Source organism: Bacteroidota bacterium (genome assembly GCA_020161395.1).
Lineage (GTDB): Bacteria > Bacteroidota > Ignavibacteria > Ignavibacteriales > Ignavibacteriaceae > UTCHB3.
On the sequence record JAIUOE010000001.1, the window covers coordinates 601,585 to 620,635 of the forward strand.

At 38.6% G+C, this 19,051-nt stretch carries 15 protein-coding genes; 5 read left to right on the forward strand and 10 right to left on the reverse strand.

All coding sequences use genetic code 11. The annotated features are described in order from the left end of the window. The first annotated feature begins 44 nt into the window (after positions 1–44). From LCH52_02330 to LCH52_02350, 5 genes are all read left to right on the forward strand, one after another. Positions 45–809, forward strand: a complete 765-nt coding sequence (locus LCH52_02330) for a hypothetical protein (GenBank protein ID MCA0387313.1) — start codon at positions 45–47, stop codon at positions 807–809. A gap of 73 nt (positions 810–882) precedes the next feature. Further along, a complete protein-coding gene (locus LCH52_02335) occupies positions 883–1,023 on the forward strand; it encodes a hypothetical protein (protein MCA0387314.1) in 141 nt (46 codons plus the stop codon). Positions 1,024–1,108: 85 nt separating this feature from the next. After that, positions 1,109–1,798 (forward strand): hypothetical protein, encoded by a 690-nt coding sequence (locus LCH52_02340; GenBank protein MCA0387315.1) that lies wholly within the window; start codon positions 1,109–1,111, stop codon positions 1,796–1,798. A gap of 26 nt (positions 1,799–1,824) precedes the next feature. After that, complete coding sequence (locus LCH52_02345; GenBank protein MCA0387316.1) at positions 1,825–2,859, forward strand: hypothetical protein; 1,035 nt, start codon at positions 1,825–1,827, stop codon at positions 2,857–2,859. An 11-nt stretch (positions 2,860–2,870) separates the two neighbouring features. Then, positions 2,871–3,665 carry a hypothetical protein gene (locus tag LCH52_02350; GenBank protein ID MCA0387317.1) on the forward strand — a complete coding sequence of 265 codons (795 nt, stop codon included), beginning with the start codon at positions 2,871–2,873 and terminating at the stop codon, positions 3,663–3,665. 319 nt (positions 3,666–3,984) lie between these two features. On the opposite strand, the gene LCH52_02355 is transcribed toward LCH52_02350, so the two are convergent. From LCH52_02355 to LCH52_02400, 10 genes are all read right to left on the reverse strand, one after another. Further along, complete coding sequence (locus tag LCH52_02355; GenBank protein MCA0387318.1) at positions 3,985–4,248, reverse strand: helix-turn-helix domain-containing protein; 264 nt, start codon at positions 4,246–4,248, stop codon at positions 3,985–3,987. After that, on the reverse strand, positions 4,232–4,633 hold the full coding sequence (locus LCH52_02360; GenBank protein MCA0387319.1) for a hypothetical protein: 402 nt from the start codon (positions 4,631–4,633) through the stop codon (positions 4,232–4,234). Before LCH52_02360 ends, LCH52_02355 begins: the two co-directional genes overlap by 17 nt. Positions 4,634–4,756: 123 nt before the next feature. After that, positions 4,757–6,967: a DUF1998 domain-containing protein gene (locus LCH52_02365; GenBank protein ID MCA0387320.1), complete on the reverse strand. Its 2,211-nt coding sequence runs from the start codon at positions 6,965–6,967 to the stop codon at positions 4,757–4,759. Positions 6,968–6,971: 4 nt separating this feature from the next. Next, a complete protein-coding gene (locus LCH52_02370) occupies positions 6,972–11,132 on the reverse strand; it encodes a hypothetical protein (GenBank protein MCA0387321.1) in 4,161 nt (1,386 codons plus the stop codon). Beyond that, a complete protein-coding gene (locus LCH52_02375; GenBank protein ID MCA0387322.1) occupies positions 11,125–13,629 on the reverse strand; it encodes a hypothetical protein in 2,505 nt (834 codons plus the stop codon). Before LCH52_02375 ends, LCH52_02370 begins: the two co-directional genes overlap by 8 nt. Continuing rightward, a complete protein-coding gene (locus LCH52_02380; GenBank protein ID MCA0387323.1) occupies positions 13,616–15,346 on the reverse strand; it encodes an NERD domain-containing protein in 1,731 nt (576 codons plus the stop codon). Before LCH52_02380 ends, LCH52_02375 begins: the two co-directional genes overlap by 14 nt. An 11-nt stretch (positions 15,347–15,357) precedes the next feature. Beyond that, on the reverse strand, positions 15,358–17,154 hold the full coding sequence (locus tag LCH52_02385; GenBank protein ID MCA0387324.1) for a DNA cytosine methyltransferase: 1,797 nt from the start codon (positions 17,152–17,154) through the stop codon (positions 15,358–15,360). 162 nt (positions 17,155–17,316) lie between these two features. Then, complete coding sequence (locus tag LCH52_02390; GenBank protein ID MCA0387325.1) at positions 17,317–17,991, reverse strand: hypothetical protein; 675 nt, start codon at positions 17,989–17,991, stop codon at positions 17,317–17,319. Continuing rightward, a complete protein-coding gene (locus tag LCH52_02395) occupies positions 17,988–18,674 on the reverse strand; it encodes a hypothetical protein (GenBank protein MCA0387326.1) in 687 nt (228 codons plus the stop codon). Before LCH52_02395 ends, LCH52_02390 begins: the two co-directional genes overlap by 4 nt. 60 nt (positions 18,675–18,734) lie before the next feature. Then, complete coding sequence (locus tag LCH52_02400; protein ID MCA0387327.1) at positions 18,735–19,037, reverse strand: hypothetical protein; 303 nt, start codon at positions 19,035–19,037, stop codon at positions 18,735–18,737. Positions 19,038–19,051: the final 14 nt, after the last annotated feature.

The following is a 19,051-nucleotide window of genomic DNA, read 5'->3' on the forward strand; positions in this document are numbered from 1 at the left end:
AGAGGGTGAATTTACAGATTTTCAAAAGGAGAGAAAAAATGGATATGAAACAGATAACAATTCAAAAACAGGGAGAAGATGGTTTTAAGGTATTAAGGAATGGTCTTGAACTTAAAACCCACCGGGACGACTCTTTCCCTCCGCTTCAGGAGGATATTGCAACCATACTCGCCGATGATCTGAACTATATTTATGACAATGTTAAAGGTCCCGATGTAAGAATGAGCATGGTTTACTGTGTTCTTTCAACCCTGTACCACACTAATAAGAGCAGGGGTTGCAATGGATGTAGTGGCAAACCCGATCCTTATGATCTCTCTGTGGAAATTGTTCACCTCATTCAATGGGACCGTTGCTTCAGGATCAGCCCGAACCCCGAGTTCGCCATTCCGCAGCGATGGGCGAATGACCCTGTTGTCACCTTCCTTGGTGAAGACTGGGTTGACCTTCCCGTGAACTTTTGTTCCACTACAGAGCAGATGATGGATAATCCCTCCAACCCCGGTTTTGTACCGAGGAAAACGATCAAAAAATTTGAGGAAGTGTTGAATGCTTTCACCCGTGCCCAAAGATTTTCCGTCACGCTGGTCGGAGACATGTTTGGTGACTTCTCGGTCTCCCTTACTACACTTCTTATCGCAAAGCTTGTCTCACCTGAAGACTACTTCCTTGCGATGCTGATATTTCGATATGAAAAAACGAGTGACCGGCTTAAGAAGCAAGAAAAACTGGAGAGGGATATTTTCATTAATAAAATGAACAACCTTCTTAAAGCTCTCGATTCAGAGGGGCTGCAGCAACTGATCTGATTCCGTAACCGGAATCGTTTGTTACGATGACATTAACTGATTAAAAAAATCTTAACCATAACGGGGTCCGCATATGATACTTATATTAAAAATCATTGAGCATCTGCTGTCCGACATTCCGACCTTCTTCTACGATTTCGAGGATTTTATGACCGATCTGGTTATCCTGGGATTCCTCAAGTTCGTGATGTATGTCTTTGTCTCTATGGCTTGAAAAAATATTTTCGGGAATTCGGAAAAACGAGAATTTTTTTACTCTATTATAACATAAGCATTTCAAACAAAAAAAGAGGTTAGCCGTGTACGGAAGAACATACGCAATCGAACCGGTTGATGATCATATAATTGTAAAGATGGACGGACTTAATGTCCTTGTTGATACCGGTTCTCCCGGATCATTTGCGAAAAATCCCTCCTTTACCTACAACGGCGTGACCGAAACTTTGCCTTCATCCCTCCTGGGAATGACAGACATCCATCAGGTGGGTGAACTTCTTGGTCACCCGGTGGATGTGCTGCTTGGCGCCGATCTTCTCTCCCGTCATCCCGTACGAATCGATCTGAAAAAGAATTCGTTCACCATCCTTGAAGACATTTCCGGGGAAGGGGCGGCAGTTGTACCGTTTCGCCAAACCATGGGAGGAGTCATTTTCGACATGGAGTTGAACGGTGAGCTGCATCCCGTCATTCTCGACAGCGGAGCCAAGATATCCTACATTTCTGTGGATAACCCGGTTGCAAAGAGCTTTACGGAACAAAAAACCGACTTTCACCCGATGACTGGCAACTTTGAAACCATTGTTGGCGAAGTTCCCGTAAGAATTGCAGGAAAGGAACTGACCTTCACATTCGGTACACTTCCCGATATGCTTGAGATGCTCCTTGGATTGATCGGTGTGCCCAATATTGTCGGCAGCGATCTCTTCAAAAACTTCGAAGTCGTCATCGACTATGCAAACAGCAGAATGCTCCTCCGGGAAAACAACTAAATATTAACCAAATAAAAGGATACAAAATGGGAATCTCACTGACAAGATTAAAACAGGAAATAAACGCCACAGATGCCGAAAAGATCAACGGTGGCTTCCATGAAACCGGATTCAACGATTATGAGTTGATTATCGGTCATTTTGAGGGCACTCCGGGGAAGTGTCTTCCAATTTACAACGCCAAAGAAGATAAATGGTATGGCAGCGATGATACCGATTCAGAGGAAACCAGGGATATCGAAGTCCAGTTTGATAGCACGGGTGAAGTGGTGCTGTTAGAAGACTACGGTGACCCAATCGACACTCTAAAAATCAGGAACCTTTACGAGTTCCTGCAATACTTTAACAACCTGGATGGCTTTACAAACGAGGTCCTCAATGCACCTGTTAAGTTCAGGGAGTTCCCTTTGAGCGAAGTGGTGGAGGATGTGTACATCTCCGTAAACTACCCCGAGGATGAATCGATCCCGAAGGAAACATTCAGATTTGCGAAGAGAAGCGACCTCGAACCGGTAATCGGAAAGAAAACAATGGCATCACTTCTTGCCTGCATTTTCAACGACAAATTCAGTTTCCTCACTGACATCGGCAGTTGGTCACAGTTTTGCGAAGAGCACAAACTGCTTGAAAAGCTCGAAACAGTATCCTTTTCCGAAATCCCGGTATTCTATCACAACGAAGTCATTTCCAACTGTGATAACAGACTGTTCGCCGCCATGCCCTATGCCGGTTTCAGACTGAAGCAAACATTCTCGGCACAATACTTTTTCGACTTTCTCACCACTTCATCCGAAGGAGAGAAATTCTTAAAAACCCTCTCGAAAAAGATCCGTAAAGGGGAATTCCCTGCCGATTACGGAATTGTTGCGCCCGATTCGCTCGTTTCGCAAATCAGATACTCGATCGAGCTGAGGGATCAAAAAAGGCTCCTCACCAATACCGTCAACCGTTTTATTCCGGCAGACCCTGCCACTGTGACCGGTCTGAAATCGCGACTCAAAAAGAGAAACGACAGCCTCGGCAATTTTGTATCCTCATACCTCGAAAACAACAAAGACTAAAGGAGAAGGAAATGGAAGAGAAATCAAAAGTTGAGCAGTTTGAAGAGAAGCTGGAGGAGTTTTTCAGGAATGAGGATGTGCAGGTTACTATTACACACGAATTCGACGAACCGGCAAAGGAGTTGATCGAAAAACTCGAACCAACTCCGGAAGAGCGGAAGGAGATGAAAGATATTCTTTATGATTATGAAGAGGCTGAACGAGATGCCCTTGAGGATATGCTCATTCAAGAACTGACCGAAAAAGTCGGCAGGTATGGCGGAAACACTAATATCGTCAGGGATTGTGTAGCCTACTACAGAAGGCATGGTTATGCTGAGGATTCTGCACTTGAGACTTACGCCGACTTCGCCGAACTTCCCGATGATGATGAAGACATATATTGGGGGAATTACTTCAAATTCTTCCCCGATGCAAAGATACCTGAAGGGATGGCAACCTATGATTACCTGAAGATGCAGTATGAGATACGGCGTGAAAGAGATCACACATTCTTCGTCATTGACTGGTTTTTAATGGATGTGTGCTACAGGATTATTGAACTCAGATTCGGCAAAGCCCTCAGCAAGGATGATATCAGAACAATATACCGGGCAAACGATTTCAAAAACTTCTACCCCGAGTTTATCGAAGCATATAAGGGAGCTGCCTCTGCCTCCAAAGAGAAATCCAAAGAGATCGCCAGGGAATACTCCAAACTGCAATCAAAAACTAAAAGCACCGCCCGCCGTTTGTTGAAAATAACCCCCGAGCTGAAGATACCGGAGGAGGTGAAGCGGAGAATTCGGGGGGATTCAAATCCGTAATAAGTTTATGAGGGAGAGGGAGGAATCCCTCCCCTCAAACAATTGTTTAATCTACTTAGTTACTCTATAAATCTGTCCCTGACGGAACTCAATCCTGAATGTTTTGTGGCATTGCCGGCATTGAGCAGGGGATGACCCCGACCCTTTACTGCCTTCCGAAATACCAATTGTGAACTGCCCTGTGCTTCCACAGTGCGGACATGGGACGACTACTTTTTGTGACATTTTGGATACATCTATTGTTTTATTTATAATCAAAATTTTAATTTGCGCTGTGGATTAATACAAGTCATCAATACTAATATTTTATCGAACCAATTTATTCAGTTCCAGATTTTCGAATGATTATTTGAAAATTCAATGCGTGCGATATTCTTTCGAGATAGTCAACCGAGATTGCAAAATTTCCGTTTTCGATTTTTGAAAGTGTCGATCTGCTAATACCAAGAACTTCAGCCAATTGTTTCTGATTATATCCTTTTGACCTTCGAATCTCCATGATTGCCGTTCCAATTTCTTTTCTTAGTATCTTGGAACCCTTGGAATCAGGGTACAAAACCACAACATCATGTTCCGAAGACATAAAAGCCATCGTGCTGTATGCCGGATTTATCTATTATTGTAAGTTGACAATTTGTAATTACCTTCCGCTCATCTCTGGACATTTCAAGAAATATTTCTTTGTCCTTGGCTGATATTACCCTTCCGTTAACCTCACTACCATCTCTTTTAATCAATGAGACTGTTTCACCAATCATTTCGGTGGCTGATACTCTGACTTCTTCCAAATGGGAACTCTTGACCGTTAAGACAGGTGGAAATTGAAAATTAAAATTCAATGGTTTGATTGCAGCACGATTTGAGGTTTCATCATCCGAAATTTCAACGATGACATAGATTTGTGTCGGGTCTTCGTCGGGAAGAGGTGTGTGAAATCGAACTATCTGACCAGCTTTTAAAGTCTTCATATAAATTCTCTTGGATTATAAAAAAATGTTATGTGCAATATATTGAACATGCTGCAAAAAGTCAAAATCTTTCAACTTAACATGAAATTTTGTTGACCTGATATTGAATCCAAAGATTCTGGATTACAATAAATCCTTAAAAAAACCGAATTTCTCATCAATGAGTGCTCGCCGGTCTAAAGAGAGATTCATTTCTTCACAGGCAGTTTCAGAAACCATCGAACACGAAAAACAAGAGGCTAAGTTTAAATTATACAATCCGTTTGGCTCATTCAACCAGCAAAGCGGGTCTGCTGAACATGACATAGCTCTCCTGAGACTTTTACCAAACAAGTTGGAAAAAAGGGAAGGTGTTGCCTGCTGTATCAACCCACCCATACTCCCTTCCGAACCATCTACTGTATAAATAAGGAAGCCACTCATGGTGTCAGAGATGTACAATCTTTCTACGAGGCTCGCGGTCGGGTAACCGCATGAGTATTCAAGCTCTCGCATCAAAAGATGTGATAAGGTGTGAATCAATAACTTTTTGGGACCTTTATTTAGAAGATCTTGTTTTAGGTGATAACCAGACTCATTTGAATCAAGTTGCCGATTGAAGAAATATTCATATACATCCTGAGGCAGATTACTCTCCCATTCCTTTATTTTATTCTGGTCAAGTACAACGAAAATGCCTTCGCCATAACTTACCCATCCGGGGATAGCGTAAACTTCTTCTGGTACACCCGAGTAAATTGGCCTAAGAGATCCATTCCTATGGGTGGCACCGTTAACCTCAATCTCATAATACGGGGTAACTCTGGAAAAACCAGCCTGTACTTTAGTAACACAAAGTTTACCAATTCTTTTAATCTGTGCAAAATAGCTCATAAGACTTTCAGGTAAATCGACATTGTCGTAGGTTAATTTAGCATCAGAATAAGAATCTTTATTTGAAAAAAATGTATATTCCTGAGCACGATATTCTTCATCGTTGAGAGCGTTAGTCGCCTCTGCATTTAAAAATGAAATTCTTAACTCTTCGATGATGGCATCAAGACTCCCAATCTCCAAACCATTGTCCAATGCGTAATCCATTCTATCCGCTGGCTCAAGGAAGATTTTATCATAATAGCTATTCCAGATTTGAACTCGGCTGAGTGTGGGATCATTTTCGATTCTTCTCTTGTAAAATACTTCTATCGGTCGGAGAAGAAAATGGTTGATTTCCTCCGTTCTGGGAATAAAAAGGCTCGATTTCCCAAGGGGGAAATATACGCTGTTACCTGTAACTAAGGATACCTGCATATGCTCAGATTGACCAGGATTTCCTGCACAATGACAATTATCATTGTTCCAGCTTATACCCCATTCCCATGGTTTCTCTCCTATGCAAAAAGGTTTAAGATTGTTAATTCCATCAAGCGAGACTTTCGGAGAATTATCTTCACCGGAGCCCATTTTACAAGCGGTACACTCTAAAAAAACACTCCCGAATCCTTCTCCTCTGGTTTTGCTTTCACTCCATTTTAACTCAGGTCTACTACAACAGTCCTTCATCCTAAAAAGAAAGCTACCATTATCATTTTGCTCATTTTCAAGGTTATTTAGTAACAATTGAGTTTTCCACCGCAAATATTTTGACCAAGGGATATCGGACAAATGTCCATTTCGACAAATCAGAATTAAATTTAACTGTTCCAGTTGTCGATAAAGTTTTATTTGCTTGTCAAAGTATTTGACAGATATATCCTTCCCGCCCTTTTTAACAATACCATTTGAATCCCTTGGTGGAACAAAGGCTGCTTCAGGTAACAATCGATTCAGTAGTGTATCGTGTTTACTTGTCCACTCTATTTTCCACTTATCATATTTCATTAATCGACCAAATCCATTCTTAAACCATTTTGGGAAATGGGACGCGGTTAACATAAAGCTAGTTGCCTTTACCTCTTCCGGCAATATTTGTCTTATTGGATGATTTTCCCAATTTGGTTCATTAGAATAGTCAATAAGAGACATTGATGGTATCTCGATGAGAGATGTCAGATTATTAAGACCGAGAGAAGTGCGAAGATATTCAATGAATCTGAAGTCATCAATAATGGTTATGCCTTGTCCGATCAAAGATGAACGGGCAGCTTTGTAAGCTTGAAAATTAGAACCACGAGCAGCTTCTATCGCTGTCCTTATTAAAGGTTTTGCATTCCGAATGAAAGGCCAGTGGTCGATTGAATCTATAAGAAAATAATAACCCATTTTGGACACAATAATCGATCCTACACCTGAAGTCGAAGAAATAATTTTACTCTTGTCAACCGGTTCGTTATACTGGGTAGATTTCACTATCATTTGATTACCTCAATTCAATTTTAATTGCTGCTTGTTGTTCTATTATCCTCAATGATTGGTTAACCTTCCAAATCTGACTGTGAACATTATCTTCATATTCATCAATGTCAACATAAAGAGCCGTCTGATTTCGTGATGGGGAGTTGAATACAAACCGTTGACTATCTTGAACAGAATTCGCTTTATTTGCCCAGTCGTCCAACATCTGATTTATCAGATTTTCAATTTGTTCAAGAACTCCTTCGTTCAAAAGCGACCTGATTGAATCCTGAAAACCGTTAGCATTATCTGTAACGAAACGGTATCTTCTTTTAAATTCCTCGAGAAACCTTGAGACAAAGTCCACCCTCTCTTGCAAATCATTAAGGCTGCTTATATTTGAGGCATTGTTCCTGTCTGTAAAATTTGACTCTAAATGTCTCAACATTGTTGCAAAATAAAGTGGAAAATACTTTTCCAAAGCCTTGGGAGTGAAAGGGGTAATGGAAATCGGCTCTACAAAGCTATATATTTTACTGTGAAAACCTGAGAAGCGCTCGAAATGAGAAATATCTCTTGCCCTAAATGGATTGTGTAAAGTCACTACCAATCCGGGATTCTCACGGGCGACCCTGCTTGAAGCCTGAATATACTCTGATAAGTTTCTCGGCATAGAATTGACTAACATAGTGTTTAATCGTGGTACATCGATTCCCACGGAAATCATGTTCGTTGCCAAGACTATGTCTGTTACTTTTGAATAACCTGCTTCTGTCAATTGCGTCCAAGGTTTTTTCAATTTTTCTAAATTATTTTTAACCTTATAGCCTTCGATTCTCCCTGTCATTTCAGTAGGATCAAGGGCAAAAGTATAAAGACCTTGGAGTAGTTTATTAGGCCTCACAACTCTATGGAAAACCTTTCTCACTTCTTTGATCAAATAAGAGGAAGTTTGTGCATCAGTTTTTCCTAAATCCTTAAGACTGTTGAAGTAGGCGATGACCGTGTGAAAGTTATCCATTACTTTATTGAAGTCAGCACTTGTTTCTTCGCCGGAAACCGGGTAATGTTTCATCAGAGTAACTGCACGATGGGTAAGTAAAATGGCTAAAATTCTCATTTGCGACCATATCTGAGTCCTGCCGGTTGGTAGCACACCTAAATATCTTCTTTTGGATTCATATTCATGCGTGCTTAAATCTGCAGTGTTAAAATTTCTCTTATAAAATGCAAAAAAAGAATCATCAATATCAATGCCTGGTTTTGGGAAAATATTTAGCCTTCTGTTATACAATGCGACAATTTGTAGTTCTGTGTTTCTTGTTGTTGCCGTAGACGAAATTATTTTCGGTCGTTTACCATCCTCCCTTTCGCAGAGTTTGTCAATCACTGTTTCAAACAAAGCTACTGCGGTTCCAAGTGGACCCAGTAACAAGTGAAGTTCGTCTTGGATAATCAGTTCTGGTGGTATATACCCATCCATTGGTCTCCAATTTTCCCAATTCCCTCGTCCAAAAAGCCGTCTGGAATCATCACCTCTGCTTGTCCTCTCGGATGAGGCTTTGTGAGCCAATTGAGCAAATTTATCTACCGTTCCAAATAGAAGGGTGGGTGGATTTTCATAAATATCCTCATCGCACAAAGTCACCGGTATTGGGCCTTGAAAATATTGGTCGGCGTGATCAGGAATGTCAAAATTAAAACTGCAAAAAGAGTTCGAACACTTTAATAATAGCTTATGCTCAAGGAAATTATTACCAACATCCCCAGGTAGTTGCGTCTCACCAGCTAATCCAGATCCACACCATAGACATTGTTCCAAAGGGATTTTTGATGGTTTATTGTCCCGTAATTTTTGCATTTCAACCGCGAGTGATTTGTCACCGATCCTTTTATTCGGAAGTGATTCTTTCCCCAGCCATAACCCGATAGTTACAGGTTCGACACCCAGAATACCGGGTTCCCATCTTCTAAGAAGTTCTAAAGCCATTATCAAGGTGGTGGCTCTTTGAAATTGTTGTAATGTGAGCAATCGGAGGGTATATCTCATCAATACTGCAGTACCACCCCCGCGTATTCCAAATGTTTTTCGACGGTTTATGATTGACAAAGCTATTAAACCAAGATAGGCTTCTGTTTTGCCACCACCTGTCGGGAACCACACGAGATCAACGAAATCATTTCTTGTACAATACTCTTCAGTTTCAAATATGCCATCCAGATTTAAAAGTATGAAAGCCAACTGGAACGGACGCCAGGATACCATCGAATTACCGAAAATTAGCTCAGATTGATTTGAGTAAAAATTCGAATCGAAATTTTCGAACTCTTCTGTCAGAAGTGGTTTAACTTTATCATTCTTCACACTGGCTGAATGCCAAAGCTGCATAAACATTGCTGAATTCATCAGCCTGAATGAGTTCATCCGATTGTCATCACCAAGAAAATAATCAAGATTTCTTGACATCCTGTTATAATCAGCTCGGCATAAGTCCAGATTTGATAAGACAGGTGACAAGGAATCCTCAGCATTGGCTCGCCCTCTTGTTTTATCAATCCAGGATAAGTAAGCATCTACAAAACTTCTAAGTGATTCTCGAATTTGCTGATTGGTGGTCTCAGAAAAAGTTGACAGCCATTTAAATCTTAGAGAATTTGTGTCGAATTCAAATTTTTTCGGTTTTCTCGCCTCTCCTTCGATTGTAACTTCTAATTTGTTTCTTGGGGTTGTATCTACATCCGGTACATCATAAGAAGGTAAATATTCTGTATGAACAGTCATTTTCCCCTCCTGACTTTTATACCACGCAACTGAACATCCATGACCAGTTCCATATTCTTTAAACTCGCGATAGAGAATCTGTTCTCTTAATTCTTCAGCATCATCTCCAATTTCTTCATAGCCATTGTTGTTTACTGGTAAAATTGAAGAACTCGAGACATATAAAATGGTTCCAAAGAAACTACGAGAATTCACATCATCCTGTACAACTGAATAATAACTTTCGTTTTCTGGTCCCCCCTGAAAAGGAGTGCTGCTGTTAACTAACTGTAACTTAACATAATAACTATGCTCATTATGAATATGAGACCGAGTAATTCTGATGTTCATTGAGATAGAAGATTTTTCACCATCTCGGAGCTCTTCTGAATATAAGTTCAATTTTGCATTTTTTCCAAAAGTAAAATTTTTTGATCTTTCCCCATCTCTAAACTTAATTTCATTTGGATTCACCAAGTCACTAAATTTCCGCTCGACCAAAATTCTGTCACACTCCCAGATTCCTTTTCCTCCAGAGAAACTCGCTAACTTTAGAGCGTCCTTAATATGAGCGCTTGCGTTTTCAAAAAGTTCTATCTCTTGTGCAATCTTGATGAAGTCGGCAGAATTCTGATGTTCGGAACTTATCAAATAAAAACACTTTTTGTAAATGGTTGAAAGTTGAGCTTTCTCTGGCAACCCTAATCCAAGATTATTCAAAGCTGGGATTAAATGAGAGGCTCTCCGAGATTCCAACTCTTCAAGCTTTTTCCACATATTTTTGTGTGTTTCACCCTTGTCTTTCGGTACTTGGATTAAATAATTTTTACCGAATTCCACTAAGAGAATTTGGTTATCAGATTGATATCCTTCGTTTACCTCTCCGACCAATTTACTCATATATTCAATCGGACATTCAACCAATAAATAAAATGGATTTGTATCCTTTACCGAAAGAGAACTTATTTTTCTGTATCGGCGAGCTTCTACTTTAATTTCGACATCGTTCCAACTGACATCGCTTTTAACGGAGAATGTCAATCCCATTGAAATGGGGTAGAGTTGCGATGCCTCAGTTATCTCATAAAATTCTTCAACCGGTTCATCATTACCGGGATTGTCTTCTTGTTCTTCGCCTACAGATTCTCCGTTAACAGTATCCTCATCTTGTTCTGTGGTTTTCGGTACTGAAAGGCTGTTAAAAATTTCTTGAGGTGCAGCGGGAGGAAACAATATTCCAGTACTGTAAATACTGGCTGGCGGTAAATCAAGAATTTCATAAAAGTTATTAAGTGGGCTATCATCAATAATCCTGCTATTTTCGTTGTGTTTCAATCTATTGATGATTCTGTATCCCATGGCTCCTGGACCCATAGTTTGTTCTCTGATAAACTTACAAAGTTCATCTCTTTTTTCTCTAATCATTTTTATTCCTTGGGGTTATATTATCAACAGGTTTTAGTTTAATTCTTGGTTTAATCCAGTTTACGAAACTTATTAAGGATTCTTCAACTGCTTCATCATCATAACATCCGATTAATTCCAAATCGTGTTTACCTAAATATTTTTCTTTGTTTTTACCTATAATGAATTCATAATCAGTCTCATCTTCCATGACCCGATCTTGAACAAGATCCCTCAAAATATCAATAAGTTGCCTGTTAGAATCTTTTACTAAAAGAGTCTCTGTTTTTTTAAGCTCTCTCATTTTTTGGTAATAATCTTTACCTAAGTTTAAAACTGTTATGCATAAAAATTTGAACAATCTTTTATCTCTAGGCAAAAATGCTTTTGCAGAATCGCACATCCAATAAGAAATAAAAGTGTGTTTACTGACAAGACTAAATCCAAATTTGTTACACAATTCAGAGATTTTATTATAATATACATCAATATCAGCATCATTATTTTTGATAAGAACTTTTCGCCAAATATTTTTATTATCTGTTTCATTTTCGAGTCGGTGAACTTCTTTCAGATGTGAAAAATCATAATAGTCTTCTTCTTTTTTCGATGTCATTTCGGAGATGAATTCTTTCAATATTTCCTCCACCGATTGAAGTTTCACAACTTCTCCACCCCTTTTTTTTTCGATTTCATTCAATCGATTAATCTTTAGACCTGGTTTGGACTCTGTACTATAAAAATGGTAAGTGAAGGGATAAAAGTTCTGTGAACTATTATCAGAGAACTGTACCTGGTATATGAGGCTCTCATTTTGGTACTCTGTGCTATCATCATAGGTTGAATCAAAATCATTGTAAATTTGATTCTGGTAAACGATATCTTTGAAATTGACCCCTAAACCCTTACGAAAAAGCCCGTCCTCTTTTTTAGCAATTTCTATAAGATTATCATGAATATTCTTTTCGAATATAGATTTAAACAAAAACGATAAATAGATTGCCTCTTTTTTGCCCTGTCGTAATTTACTATTAACAACATTATGTGTATAAGTGAATGGGTAGGGCCCCGTATCACGATATTCAAGAATTACAGTATCAGTCCTTTCAATTTTTTCAATTTCGCGAATACTTTTAAATTCGTTTTGACCGTTAAATTCTTTTTTTACATTATCCATAATATCCCGGTCGTTCAGAACAAACTGGGGTAAGATTATGATATTGTTGTTCCTCATTTTTTTCCGTATTTCTGAAAGCCAATTTAATTTTAAGATTTCAGTTAATACTCTCCCCAATGATTCTTTTACTTCGTTCTTCATGGTAGCATCCAAATTATGGATTGTATCCCTAAGACAACCATCCAAGATCTGGTTATGGCACTCATCGAAAACAATTTTCAATATTTTCTGTTTAATTTGTTCTGAAATACAGAGAGAGTAAAGTCTCCTCATTTTAACACCCACCAGTTTTTCAAGACCGGGCATAAGTTCTACTAGATACATGAAATCATCCCATGAATCATTGTTAGCATTACCTATAAATGTCACATTTACTCTTTTGTTCATTATTTTCGATTCTTCTGGTAATAACAACTGAATCTCCTGAGGGAGAATCGTGTATCGCACAAATTTCAGATTGTCAATAGATCCTAAATATTCCAGTGACTTTTTGTATGAGCGTTGAAATGCCTCATATTTAAGTATTTCATTATGAAAAGATAATAGCATTAATCCTTTGAAAGAATTTGAGACTCTTATATTATTATTCCTTTCTTGAAGATACCCACATTTCCAACGATTATGCAGATTTTTTGGTATATTCATTGTATCATAATTCACAACATATTTTAGATTTTCGATTATAAAACCATCCATTCCATATTGCTTCTCTATTTTGGCAATATCATTCATAGAAAAATTTCGATTAAGCAGTACATAAGAGAAATCAGGATTAGCTTGACCATTCATCTCACAAATAAAGGGCTTATTATCAAGAAGTTCGTGTATACTATCTTCGTTCATTTTTATGTTGACTATAACTGATGGAACAAATGAAGCATTATTATTGAGTGCAGCAAATTCTCTATAAAACCGCAATTTTTTATCACATATGTTACGCTCTGCATTTATCTCAGCAATGGATTTGGGATTCCTGTCAAGGTCCCAAACCTGATTCCTGAAAAATTCCAGTCGAGAAATTACTTCGGATAGAATAGAATTACCTCTATTGTCAGATGATAGTTCCGACATGAAAAATTTAATTACAAGAAATGATAAAATAATACTCCGATATTCTTTTTTTAAATCACAGATGTGAATATGGAGTCCTCTCACAAAACCAGATTCCTCTTGTTTCAATATGCTCTCGTCTATTATTCTGTTAATATAGACTAACAAATTTTTTATCTGATCTTTATCCTTTGAAACAATATACGAGTAAATTTGCTCAAAATTTTCATCCGGTTTTGATACTATGCTATCTAATCTTTCCCTTAACTTCTCTTGATCAATTCCTGTCATAAACGAAAATCCTTAAATGGTTGATAGCTCTTGTTACACCTATAAAAATTTCATACTGATTAAAAAAAGATAACTGGTTCACAACTAAAATCACATTCGGTCTTTCAAGTCCTTTAAATTTTAATATTGATGTATATTGAAGATTGTGGGTTTCTTTTCCGATGTTTGATGGATCCATTTCCTCAAAACCAGGTACGGTGATAAGAGTAGTCAAATCATACTGGTCTGGCGTTACATGATTAATAATAGTAGATTCAATTAGTAGAACGCAGTCTCCTGCAATTAAAGATGAGGTGGAATCCTTAAAATTAAGTACATACTCGCTCATTAATTTTCTTTTGATTTCCTTCAGGTTCTTATGAATTGTTACCAGTAGACTACTGTCGTTTAGTCCCTCATGCAAGGAAAACCCCCTTTCCCACAATCTATTGCTCAATTCAATTATCCTGGGTGCTTGCAACTGCCTTTTAATTGAAACCAGCCGGAAATGTGCATAATGCTCACTAAGTAACTTTGACACCTCAAAAGCTTCTTGATAACCGGATCTGTGAGCTTGTTCAATATCATAAAGGATAAGCGAATCGCCTTCCGTCAAACCTTTGCTGTTATATCCACAAAGTCTGTTTATGACCGCTTCAATCCCGCGATTAAATATGTCTTGACCCTCATCAATCACCATATAATCGTATTGCGGAAGATTGTTGTTCCGCATGGTTTTATAAACCAATTCTGAAAATTCTTCGGGGTCAAACTTAATGACTGTTCGATAGTTAATTTTATTATTTAATTTTATTAGCAATCGTGTTAATGTAGTAACCTCGACTGAATTGTTTAGCCCTCTCTTGTCCAGCATTTTTTGAGTATAAGCCATCAAAAGATTATTCCAACATATGTATATTCCTCTTTTACCTTTCTTCCTATCCAGATAACCCTTTGCAATAGTTGTCTTACCACTTCCCGGCGGTCCCTCTATCATTATTCTTTTATTCTCGTAAAGTGCATCGAGTATATCGAGGTTCTCGATTTGTAACCACTCTAGAGTAGAGGATTTAGGAAGAGTATTATGGTCATAAATTGTCGGGGAGAGGTTATCTTTAATCACACTTAGTTCATGGTCAGTCAGATTACGATATTTCCTACCCTGCGTCTGATGCCTGCTCTGAACTTCGTTAAAAACTCCGATTATGAAACTTTCTATTGAATTATTGTATTCCGATTCTCCTCTGAATAAAGTCCACAAGTAGGCATCATTTATTAATTTTAAATTTAGCCGAAATTGTACATCTGGAAAAGCAACGGCATGGCAAAACAAAGAATGGGAAAAAGGTGATAAAACACCTTTCAACAAAGTATATTTATATCCTTCAGCCTGCTGAAACGGGTCCTGGTTCATTTTTTTATCAAAATTATTTCCATAGAAAAAAGTACCGTCACTAATGGAAATATCTCCACCCTTAACTTCAAGAACTAAAATACCGCGCTGACAAACAATCAGAAAGTCTATTTGAGCGCTAATTTTTTTGTAGGGATTAAAGTCGAGATTGTGATGTGAAAGATTTAAATCATGCCATACAAAATATTTTTCTTCACTTTTCCCTAAGTCCCGCAATAGTAACTTGTATACTGATATTTCGCCTCTATTCGGTCTGCCATCCTGATTAAGAATAATAGTGTCCAAGCGGGAAACATCTTTATTTGGGAAAAAATTGACTGGCATACCTGTCTCTGCTAAATAATTTTCATTTTTTGATAATATTTCCTCGTCATCTCCGCTTTGTCTTCCCTTAAATCGGTTTCAATTTGTTCTTCAGATGAAACTGTTTTTTTTATTGTATTAAGGTGAGTAGATACAACATTAATCATATACATTGCAAAAAGTTGCTGCCTCGGAATCCTTGATTTGGGGAGCTGAAATATCTCATTATCCCAATCAATCAATTCTTCCTTTGAAGAGTAGCGGATGATTAATTTCTCCAACCCAGAAATAAACATGGTTGGCTCTAAATAGCTGTTTATCCCTTCTTGAGCCTCGTACATCTCTTGGAAAGTCACTGAATCAGCCAAACGCATCAAAATGGTTCTATTGAATTCAGAAATGATAGCTTTTCCATTTTCCTGCTTCAGAATCAAGTCAAATATTCTCTTGTGCAAATGGTCGGGCATGTTTTTTGAGAAGAAACCCAATCCAGTCCCACATTGAACTGAGCTAAACCATTTCCCGATATATTTTGAATTTTCACCTATGTCATAATTTGACAGAGAAACTGTTATTCCTCCTGCCTTAACCGGATGTCGACGGAATCTAGCTCCTGGTTTTTTTCTTCTAATTCTAATTTCGTCAACTCTTTTCTTACCTTTTAATTCTGTGTCCCAAGTAATTTCCCGTCTAGTTAGCAGAGGTAGATTTTCTACTTTCCGGCCCTCCAAGATATTTATTTGATTTGCATAGGCCCTGCTAACCGATGGGCAGACAGCATTTCCTACAAGTCGAATTTTCGCGGTAAGACCCCCTAAAAACTGGAAATCAATCGGAAATCCCATTAGAGAAGCCGATTCTCTCACTGTAGGGAGTCGAAACATTGCAGCTCCGTTATGATAATCTCTGCTTTTTATTATTAGAGATTCTCTGGATGTTCCAATATGCGTAGCAGTTACCGTTCTTGACGGCTTGTTTTCATCTTCAGGGAAACTCATTCTACCCATATACGGATGGTTTGTTTTAAGGAACCTTGATGTTTCCCACTCAACACTTGTTAGTCCGGTATCGTAAAAGTGGTCTGTTAACTGATCAGAACAAAGTTCGAGACCATTGAAATTCGGATCCTTAATCTTATAGATTGAGTCGTGTATATTAATATTTGGTGAAGGGAATGAATCAATTACTTGACCAAGGGTTCGAAACGGTAATTTTCCGTTTTTTATTATTTGCGAGTGAGAAGGTACCGGAGAGAATGGTTTGCCATCGCTTACTCGTTCAGTTACGATAGCTCTTTTTCTAATTTGAGGTGAGCCAAACTCTGCAGAATTAACAACTTTGTGATTGTCAAAAATATTGATCGCGATAGTTTCTGGATCAATTTCATTGGCAATTGCCCATTCTGATAAATCCAGTTGTTCAAAAGTATAATATGGAGGAAGATGCCTGATGGAGTTAGGAACATTTTCCATGACCCAATACTTAAGCATTGATCCTGATTGGAATTTTTTTACAGAGATAATGCGCAGAAATGCTTCCGTCAGCCGCATTCCCAAAGATTTATCGGCTTTACCAGATTTATTCGAAGATGAAAAACTTACACAAGGCGGGCTGCCAATTATAATATCTGTATCGGGTAAAGCAATAATTTTGGCAACATCTGTTCCCAAGTCAAGAATGTTTATTTTTTTGCATGTTTGATGAAAGTTGTGGTTGTAGGTATTGACAGCCGGCTCCCAGTTGTCAAACCCGCCAATAATCTTAAAACCGGCTTGTTGAAAACCTTCAGAGAAGCCGCCTGCACCACAAAAGAAATCTAATACGGTCATTTTTTATCCGGATTTCTGCTCATCGTGAGCAGGTCCAATACTGTACAATGATTCAAACCATATCCCATCGCGATCGCCTTATCTTTAAAACATTAAAGTATTATTTTGTTCTGTTAAATTATTGATAATTGTACAAATGACAAAGAAAAAAATAATTTTTTTTCACCCGTCCAGTTCCCCGCTTTTTTGCCATCTGATGTAATCATCGTCGGGGGTATTGATGGCGTACCTTACCCGTTTGGAGTATCTTCTGAGACTTCGCCATGTTTCAAGTTTGTTGGTGAGTTTTATCCTGCGGTTGTCCAGATTTCTGATGATTTCGTTCACGAATGCTACGCTAACATTCTGATTCAGGAGTTCTTCAAACCGTGTATTAACAAGTTCTGCAAATGATTCGGGAAAGTGGGCACAAAGTCTCTTCAGATATTCTGCTCTTTTACGCTCGGACAGAGTTGCATCCATGAATCGTTCTATCAGTATCTCTTCAGTGAAACCGGAGTTTGGAAGCAATTTTTCAATCTGTTCCATATCGTAATTTTTGAGATGAGGTCGCCCTGTCTCTAAAATTTGTTTGTGAAGTTGTGTGGCAAAATCTGTAAGCTTTTCAGGAGAGCCTGATTCCAGATACAATTGTGTCATCAGCGAAGGAGAGTGGTGAAATTTGGTTGAATCTCTCTTAATCAGCAAATCGCTGATTTTGCTCTGGATGATTGATGCAAAAAAGAGTCTGTCAGGTTCGGGCAATGAAACAATATAATAGAAAAATTCTCTGAGCTCCTCAAATGTAACGGCAAGGAGATTTGAGTCGTCCGGTGTGTGGAGGTTTTCGGTTTTCATTTTGTTTCCCCTTTGTTTAAGAAAGCACCTTGTGTGATCAGTCTGTTATAATCACTGTTATGGGTTACAACCGGTTTTTCGGCATGAATTGAGTAGTCATGGATCGCCTTAAATGTTGCAAATTGATCGATCAACTCGTCGTCATAAGCAAAAATCTTATCAATGACAATATTGATGAATTTGCGGTGTGCCTTATTCTCCTGCAGAAATTCGGACAGGTGTTCATGGAAGTAGAGGAAGATATCTTTCCGGAAGTCGTCAACCAAAGTTAACAGGGCATCTTCTCTTATGGTGATGCTTTTACCTGTGTCGGTGAAGAGACTGAAGAGCCGCTCTTTTTCCGTTTCATCATTTTCATACATGTCATCCAGAATTCTGGTTGCATACATGTCATCCCAGTCCCCGTTTTTGGCGGTTGCCCAATCGCGTGCATTTACGGCAAATTCCTTCAGGGTCTTCGGAGAGCCCAGTTTCCGATAGAGTATGTCCACATTGAGAGGGTCATAACCTTTGTGATATCCGTCTTTTTCATAATTGAAAAATAACCAGTTTAGCCCTTCAAGGATATCGGAAAAAAACACTCTTTCCCTGTGAGGCAGATTTGATATTTTTTCGAAAAAATTTTCTATCCGGTTAAAGGATTCTGCTGTTTTGTTTGATGAATTTGATACGCCGGTTCCCATCGCTGTTGCCTTTTAGTTAAAGCTTGCTGTATTATTTTATTTAGTCTTGTTCCCTTCCCCTCACTCCTCCAGAAAGCTTTTCCTGTTTTTATACTTTTTCAGGTCTGTGATTTCGTAGCGGCAGCGGAAGGTGGTGTCTCCATTCCAGGTTTCGAACCTTACATGAGTGTTGTCGTAACTGATGATCCTGTCGGTAACAAAATCCTGCCCCATATCGGGATACTCAGGAAAGTGATACACAGTGACGGTGTATTCGGGGAGAAAGCCGATATCAATCCCTTTTCTTGAAAAGGCGTGATCGATTACGGTCATGAGGTAGATCCCCACGGCAATAAGAACGAATCCTCTTAACAGACAACCCATATTTTCCTCCTGTT

Coding starts and splice junctions, on each gene's coding strand:
- LCH52_02395 (MCA0387326.1), bottom strand. CDS start 18,674: ATGGGAACCGGCGTATCAAATTCATCAAACAAAACAGCAGAATCCTTT.
- LCH52_02350 (MCA0387317.1), top strand. CDS start 2,871: ATGGAAGAGAAATCAAAAGTTGAGCAGTTTGAAGAGAAGCTGGAGGAG.
- LCH52_02335 (MCA0387314.1), top strand. CDS start 883: ATGATACTTATATTAAAAATCATTGAGCATCTGCTGTCCGACATTCCG.
- LCH52_02330 (MCA0387313.1), top strand. CDS start 45: ATGAAACAGATAACAATTCAAAAACAGGGAGAAGATGGTTTTAAGGTA.
- LCH52_02370 (MCA0387321.1), bottom strand. CDS start 11,132: ATGATTAGAGAAAAAAGAGATGAACTTTGTAAGTTTATCAGAGAACAA.
- LCH52_02380 (MCA0387323.1), bottom strand. CDS start 15,346: ATGCCAGTCAATTTTTTCCCAAATAAAGATGTTTCCCGCTTGGACACT.
- LCH52_02355 (MCA0387318.1), bottom strand. CDS start 4,248: ATGTCTTCGGAACATGATGTTGTGGTTTTGTACCCTGATTCCAAGGGT.
- LCH52_02385 (MCA0387324.1), bottom strand. CDS start 17,154: ATGACCGTATTAGATTTCTTTTGTGGTGCAGGCGGCTTCTCTGAAGGT.
- LCH52_02400 (MCA0387327.1), bottom strand. CDS start 19,037: ATGGGTTGTCTGTTAAGAGGATTCGTTCTTATTGCCGTGGGGATCTAC.
- LCH52_02365 (MCA0387320.1), bottom strand. CDS start 6,967: ATGATAGTGAAATCTACCCAGTATAACGAACCGGTTGACAAGAGTAAA.
- LCH52_02390 (MCA0387325.1), bottom strand. CDS start 17,991: ATGAAAACCGAAAACCTCCACACACCGGACGACTCAAATCTCCTTGCC.
- LCH52_02345 (MCA0387316.1), top strand. CDS start 1,825: ATGGGAATCTCACTGACAAGATTAAAACAGGAAATAAACGCCACAGAT.
- LCH52_02360 (MCA0387319.1), bottom strand. CDS start 4,633: ATGAAGACTTTAAAAGCTGGTCAGATAGTTCGATTTCACACACCTCTT.
- LCH52_02375 (MCA0387322.1), bottom strand. CDS start 13,629: ATGACAGGAATTGATCAAGAGAAGTTAAGGGAAAGATTAGATAGCATA.